Source organism: Thiocystis violacea, assembly GCF_016583575.1.
Classification (GTDB): Bacteria; Pseudomonadota; Gammaproteobacteria; order Chromatiales; family Chromatiaceae; genus Thiocystis; species Thiocystis violacea.
Genome location: NZ_NRRG01000061.1, coordinates 21,551 through 27,656, shown reverse-complemented (window position 1 = coordinate 27,656; position 6,106 = coordinate 21,551). Strand labels below are relative to the sequence as shown.

Annotated in this window: 7 protein-coding genes and 1 other RNA gene; 5 read left to right on the top strand and 3 right to left on the bottom strand. The window is 64.4% G+C overall.

The window, feature by feature from the left end; translation table 11 throughout:
• A partial coding sequence (gene dnaX / locus CKO27_RS20570; protein WP_200376797.1) for a DNA polymerase III subunit gamma/tau occupies positions 1–1,097 on the bottom strand: 1,097 nt, incomplete at its 3' end.
• A gap of 141 nt (positions 1,098–1,238) precedes the next feature.
• Positions 1,239–1,335, bottom strand: an RNA gene (ffs, locus tag CKO27_RS20565) — signal recognition particle sRNA small type.
• A 166-nt stretch (positions 1,336–1,501) separates the two neighbouring features.
• On the opposite strand from ffs, the gene CKO27_RS20560 reads away from it, so the two are divergent.
• Entirely contained in the window at positions 1,502–2,767 is a 1,266-nt protein-coding gene (locus CKO27_RS20560; protein WP_200376796.1) for an AAA family ATPase, read from the top strand.
• Positions 2,768–2,808: 41 nt separating this feature from the next.
• On the opposite strand, the gene CKO27_RS20555 is transcribed toward CKO27_RS20560, so the two are convergent.
• Positions 2,809–3,351 (bottom strand): hypothetical protein, encoded by a 543-nt coding sequence (locus CKO27_RS20555; RefSeq protein WP_200376795.1) that lies wholly within the window; start codon positions 3,349–3,351, stop codon positions 2,809–2,811.
• 175 nt (positions 3,352–3,526) lie between these two features.
• Here CKO27_RS20555 and CKO27_RS20550 point away from each other — a divergent pair, with 175 nt between their 5' ends.
• The 4 genes from CKO27_RS20550 (at position 3,527) to CKO27_RS20535 (ending at position 6,059) form a co-directional block, all read left to right on the top strand.
• Complete coding sequence (locus CKO27_RS20550) at positions 3,527–3,922, top strand: hypothetical protein (RefSeq protein WP_200376794.1); 396 nt, start codon at positions 3,527–3,529, stop codon at positions 3,920–3,922.
• Positions 3,923–4,022: 100 nt separating this feature from the next.
• Positions 4,023–4,874, top strand: coding sequence for a hydrogenase nickel incorporation protein HypB (gene hypB / locus CKO27_RS20545; RefSeq protein ID WP_200376793.1), 852 nt, complete (start codon positions 4,023–4,025; stop codon positions 4,872–4,874).
• Between the two features lie 98 nt (positions 4,875–4,972).
• Positions 4,973–5,455 (top strand): hypothetical protein, encoded by a 483-nt coding sequence (locus CKO27_RS20540; RefSeq protein WP_200376792.1) that lies wholly within the window; start codon positions 4,973–4,975, stop codon positions 5,453–5,455.
• A 136-nt stretch (positions 5,456–5,591) separates the two neighbouring features.
• Positions 5,592–6,059, top strand: coding sequence for a DUF302 domain-containing protein (locus CKO27_RS20535; RefSeq protein ID WP_200376791.1), 468 nt, complete (start codon positions 5,592–5,594; stop codon positions 6,057–6,059).
• The last annotated feature ends 47 nt before the right edge of the window (positions 6,060–6,106 follow it).

Here is a 6,106-nt window from a genome sequence, read left to right as displayed (position 1 = left end):
TCTCCCGCCATGGGCGCCGGACGAAAGGCCAGCGCACGCAGCAGCACCATCTCCAACCCGACGCGCGGATCGGGCGCGAGCGGCAAATCCGATTGCCCCGTCAGGGCCACCTGATAGAAAAGCTGAATATCCTCGGGCGGCAGCGCCCGCGCGAGACCCTGCAGCCGACTCAGATCCGGATCGTCCGGCGCCAGACTCTCGGGCACCTGCTGAATCAGGGCCAGACGATGGAGCCGATCGATCAGCTCGCGCAGCAGTTCGCCGAAATCCGGGGTCATGGCCGCCACGCGGTCGACCGCCGCCAGGACGCGGGCTCCCTCGGAAGCGGCCAGGGCATCGAGGATATCGAGGACCAGATCACCGCTCACGGTCCCCAGCATCGCCCGCGCCTCCTCCTCGAGCACACGTCCACCCCCGAAGGCGATCGCCTGATCCAGCAGGCTCAGGGCGTCGCGCATGCTCCCGTCGGCCGCGCGGGCGAGCAGCGGCAGGGCGGCCGGCTCGAACTCAAGACCCTCGGTTTCGAGGACATGCTGGAGCCGATCGCGGATCTCGTTCGGCAGCAGGCGACGCAGGTTGAACTGGAGACAGCGCGACAGGACCGTGACCGGAATCTTCTGTGGATCGGTCGTCGCGAGCAGGAATTTCACATGCGGCGGCGGCTCCTCCAGGGTCTTCAACAAGGCATTGAAGCTATGCGAGGAGAACATGTGCACCTCGTCGATCAGGTACACCTTGAAGCGCGCCCTGGCCGGGGCATAGGGGACGTTATCGAGCAGCTCGCGGGTCTGATCGACCTTGGTGCGCGAGGCGGCGTCCACTTCCAGCAGGTCCACGAAACGACCGCCATCGATCTCGCGACAGGCGGAGCAGACGCCGCAGGGCCTGGATCCGACGCCCTGCTCGCAGTTCAGCGCCTTGGAGAGGATGCGCGCGAGCGTGGTCTTGCCGACACCCCGGGTGCCGGTGAAGAGATAGGCGTGATGGAGCTGATCGCGATCGAGCGCGTTCGACAGGGCGCGCACGACATGCTGCTGCCCGACCATATCGTCGAACGACTTGGGACGCCATTTGCGGGCGAGCACCTGATAGGACATGCGCGACTTGGATCGGCCGAAACGATGGAGGATGGAAGCGATTGACCGCGCGGGAGTATATCAGCCAGCGCCTGGCCCGCGTGAGTAAATACCGGCCGAACCGCCCGATGTCTGGACCGATGCTTGGATGGTGGCGGCGGCGCGCGCCAGCCACACCCCGGCACACGATTCCACCGTTGCGGCTGCTCCCTTCCGGGCCTGACCGGGTCCGCGGTTTCACGTTGCGAGGGGACCGACGCGAGCCACCATGACGCATCGACACTCCGACCAGGCCGGAGAGCGAGCGCGGAGGTTAGCAAAGACGCCCCGGGAACACAAACGAGACAAGCGGATTGACAGCGGGCACCAGGGCGTCAAGCTATGCACGGATACTCAATCGACTTCGACAACCGGATCGGCGGCCCATGACCTTGAACTCCACTCCCGCCCTGCTCTGGCTTGCGCTCGGCCTGCTGCCCGTCCCGCCAGCGATCGGCGCCGAGGACGCGCCAAACGACGGGGCCGGCGCCCCTTGGACCCAGACCCGCGACAAGGCGTTCGGCTGGTGGGAGCAATCGCGCGATTTCGCCGGACAGGCGATGAATGACGCACGCGGGCTGCTCGCCGGCGAGGAAGAGGGCTTCGGCCAGGTTTGGGAGCGCGTGGTGCCGACATTGAACGAGGCGCTGACCCTGGAGGAGCGCCAGCAAACGCTGCCGGAAAAGGCTTGGTTCGGCATCGATCAAGGCTCCAATCGAGCCGAGATCGAGGCCCTGCTCGACGAGGCGGTGGAAATCCTTTCGGTATCGCCCGCCCTCAAGCATCGTGAGCGCATCCAAGCGCTCCAGGCGGAGATCGGCCGGGCGCGCGCCGAGATCACCGAATACCGCCAGAATCGGGTCTCCGCGCCAACCGAGTCGACGCTCAAGAAAACGGTGTCGGATTACGACGCCCTGATCGCGAACCGTGAGCGCGACATCAAACGCGCCAGCCAGCACATCGACGAGGTCGAGTGGGATTTTGCCCAGGAACTGCGCGGCATGGGCCTGGAACTGGACGAGGAGCAGTTGGAATTCCTGCTTTCCACCGTGGTCGGGGACAACATGGTGGATCTCGGGATCCTATTCGATAACGTCAAGGCCATCACGCTGCAACTGGAGACACTGGTCGAGCAAAGTAGCGAGGATCTGCAAGGCGCGCGCCGCTACTATGGTCTCTACGTGGTGCTGCTCAAGTCGCTCGACCGCATGCACACCCAAATCGAGACGGCCATCGCCGAGCAGTATCTACCCCAGATCGACGGCGTCATCGGACAGGCGCAGGCGCTCGCCGGCGACACCCGCCGGCTCCTGCATGAATCGCCCGGCAAGAAGGATCTGCTGGAAGGCAATCTGGAGGCCCAGCAACTCACGATCCAGGCGGCGGGTATCTATCGGCAGTATCTGCTGGATCAGGCCGAGCAGGTACGCCAGGCCCGGAAGGAACTCGAAAAGGATATCGCGGCGGCCTGGAATACCTATGAGACGGTGCGTGTCTCCGGCGAGCTGGTGGGACTGGTCCGATCCAGCCGGCTGCTGCTGGAGGGTCTCATGAATCGGCGGGTGCCCGCCTTACGTCCGTTCGAGAATCTGGAAATGCAGCGTGAAATCCAGAAGCTGACCCAGCAGCTCAGACAGTCCGGGCCAGGCTGAACCGGGCTCCGCTTCGCGCGAGCCTCTTCGACCAGGGACGCTCAGGGTCGATAGGGATAGGGCGCGGCCTGCCCAAGCGCCGTGTAGCCGAAGACGATTCCGCCCTTGGATCCGTCGTCGAGCGCCAGCCGACCGATGCCGTTGCGCCCATCCATCGCCAGAATCAGATCGGCCCAGCCGCTGCGACCGTCATTGCAGTAAACGTCGAACACCGCGTCCACCGAGCCCGCGAAGGCGCTGTAGCCGCCGCTACAGGTGTTGCTGCCGCTGGAGACGCGGAAACTCGACGCCAGGGGAGAGGAATCGTAGTGACCGATATAGACCTTATCATCCAGGGTCACGGCGATTGGGCCGGATGTCGAATGGCCCGCCGGAATGGTGTCGGAGCGAGGCGTCTCGAAATACTCCAGCACCTGGCTCAGGCAGGCCGAGTAGTCCTCCAGATCCAGATGTCCGCACAGACGCTGACCATAGTCCTCGGGAGCGACCTTGGTGCTGATTCCACCCAGGTGAGCGGGCGGCAACAGGACGCAACCTCCGAGCAGGGTGGATAAACCGGCGGCGATGGCGACCAATCGAAACATAGCTTTCTCCACTGAGCCATGGATATCGAATCACAGTGGAGTTTAACCCCATCCAGGGTCGTCGGTGTGGCGATTTATACTTAAACGTGCACAATGCGCGGCATCGGTGCGGATGTTCGGGATCATGCGTCATGGGGACGCGGCCCGAGAGTCATTGTCGACCTGGAGTGAACAAATGATCGGTTCAAAACAACGTTTGCCGCTCTCGCCTTCGGGATCCATCCAGGGGCTCGGCGCGAGCGCCGGTATCGGATTGCTGTCGCTGTTCCTGCTGGCCGGATGCGCGAAGCCACTGGTGCTCGATGCCACGCTACCCCAGCAGTTCGCCGAGATCGGCTGCGTGGAGGACTGCCGCCTCACCAAGGAAAGCTGCAACGCCGATGCCCGCTACGACTATCGTCGCTGCGAGGCCGGCTACGACAAGTCCTTCCGGGATTATCGCTGGTGCCTCGCCTCCGCGAGCGAGACCGGGGACTGCGGTTACCCCTGGTGGTCCTGCGCCGAGAATCTCTATGGCTATTGCGCCAATCGGTACAACGAGTGCAAGCGCGCCTGCGAGGCTCCGGGTTAGTCCGCCCGATCCGCCGGACGGGCCTGGATTATGTCCCGGAAGGACTAACCCTCCGACTGGCGATGACGTACACTGACGTTTTCGCTGGGAGACGTCCTCAATGTGTAACAGTTGCGGCTGTAACATCACGCCCGGTAACGAGCACCTCGTGCGCGGCGAGGGCGGGCAGGCCAGAAGCGAGAATGGACGCGCCGCCGTGACCGTCCTGCAGGGCCTCTTGTCGGAGAACGACCATCAGGCCGCGCACAATCGCGAGCACTTAGACGGCCATGGCGTCCTGGCGCTGAACCTCATGTCGTCGCCCGGCGCTGGCAAGACCAGCCTGCTGGAGGCGACCATCGACGCGCTCGGCAAGGATCTCCGGATGGCCGTGATCGAGGGCGACCTGGAGACCGAGAACGACGCCGAGCGTATTCGCGCCAAGGGCGTTACGGCCATTCAGATCGCGACCGGCAGCGCCTGTCATCTGGATGCCCACCTGGTCCACGACGCGCTGCATCGGCTCGACCTGCACGGGATCGATGTGCTCTTCATCGAGAATGTCGGCAACCTGGTCTGCCCCGCCAGCTTCGACCTGGGCCAGCATCGCAATGTCATCCTGCTGTCGGTGCCGGAGGGCGACGACAAGCCGGCGAAGTATCCCGTCATGTTCCGGTCGGCCGACCTGGTGCTCTGCTCCAAGGTGGATCTGCTGCCCCTGATGCCGGAGTTCCAGCTCGAGCGCGCGGAGCGCTATCTGCGCGATCTGGCCAGCGCGGCCCCGTTCGAGCCCGTCTCCGCGCGCCCCGGCGGCGACCTGGAACCCTGGCTCCACTGGCTGAGGGACGAGTTGCACGCGCAGCGCTCTCGCCTGGAGCTCGGGCGCACCATCCGCCCGAACATCCGAAAGGACGCGGCACGCCCGCCAGCCAAGCGGGACGACCATGGCCACCATCATCACGGCCACGGCTGAAACGCCACCGAATCATGGACATTGGCCGATCGGCGACAGCGGCTCGGCCAGGACAGGGAGACAGAAAACAACGAAATTTATCTGGAGGATTCACGTCAGTGTCTGTCAATACCAAGCAATCACTTTCCATCCTGGCCTTGAGCGCGGCGGCGATCCTGGCTTATGCCCCCGTGAGCCAAGCCTTCAATTTCGGCAACATGATGAACCCCAGCCGCTGGATGAATGGCGGCGACCGCTACAACGATCGCTACGATGATTCCAACTGGGGATCCTACGACGGACCCTACGGCGGCTACGGCTACCCTGGCGCCTATGGGTCGCCCTACGGTACGCCCTATGGCATGCCGGGCTTTGGCGCGCCGCCCGCGGGTTATGGCGCTCCCTATGGCGGCGCCCCGGTCGCCGGACCTGGCGCGATGTCCCCCTCCGCGCCAGCCGCCCAACCGAAGGTCGATCCCGGCGAGGTGGAAGCACTCAAGCGCCGTATCGAGGAACTGGAGTCGCGGCAGTCGGGTCAGCCGCGTCCCCAGACGCCGGAGTGGCCGTCGGCGCCCGCGTTCCGACCGATGAATCAATACTAGCGACCGCACCATTCCAATCGATCAAGCCCCGCCGTCAAGCGGGGCTTTTTTACGATCCCGCGCGGATACGTCGCTCGCCGAGACTTCCCCTGTTAATATCACGGGTTCAACGCGCACCTGCTCGGAGGTCATGGCCATGACACGGTTCTCGGCTGTCTGTTTCCTGGGCTGCTGGATCGCATCCGCCGGCGTGATCGCCGACAGCGGTTATGCCCTCTATCGCAGTAATTCCGCTTTCGAGGACGTGCTCGATGGACTCAAGGCCGCGATCCAGGAGCGGGGGATGTACATCAACAACGTCATGGACATGGGCGGCATGCTGGAGCGCACGGGCAAGGATCTCGGTCTGAACGAACGCATTTACACCCAGGCCCAATCCGTCGAATTCTGCGGCGCCCTTCTCTCCCGCGAGATGACCGCCGAGGATCCGGCACGCATCGTCAACTGCCCCTTCATCATCAGCGTCTACCGACGCGCGGACGACCCCGACACCACCTATCTCGTCCATCGGGAGGTCGCGCGCCAGGAACGCGAGGGCAGTCCGGCCATGGCCAAGGTCGCCGCCATGCTCCAGAACATTTCCGAGGCGGCCATCGACTGGTGAGACGTGGCATGATCCAGGGAGAAACGCCATGGACCCGGCGCCGATCG

What these genes read in the sequence shown, in the direction of transcription:
- CKO27_RS20560 (WP_200376796.1), top strand. Translation starts at nt 1,502, where the DNA reads ATGACCTTGAACTCCACTCCCGCCCTGCTCTGGCTTGCGCTCGGCCTG.
- CKO27_RS20550 (WP_200376794.1), top strand. Translation starts at nt 3,527, where the DNA reads ATGATCGGTTCAAAACAACGTTTGCCGCTCTCGCCTTCGGGATCCATC.
- CKO27_RS20555 (WP_200376795.1), bottom strand. Translation starts at nt 3,351, where the DNA reads ATGTTTCGATTGGTCGCCATCGCCGCCGGTTTATCCACCCTGCTCGGA.
- CKO27_RS20535 (WP_200376791.1), top strand. Translation starts at nt 5,592, where the DNA reads ATGACACGGTTCTCGGCTGTCTGTTTCCTGGGCTGCTGGATCGCATCC.
- hypB (WP_200376793.1), top strand. Translation starts at nt 4,023, where the DNA reads ATGTGTAACAGTTGCGGCTGTAACATCACGCCCGGTAACGAGCACCTC.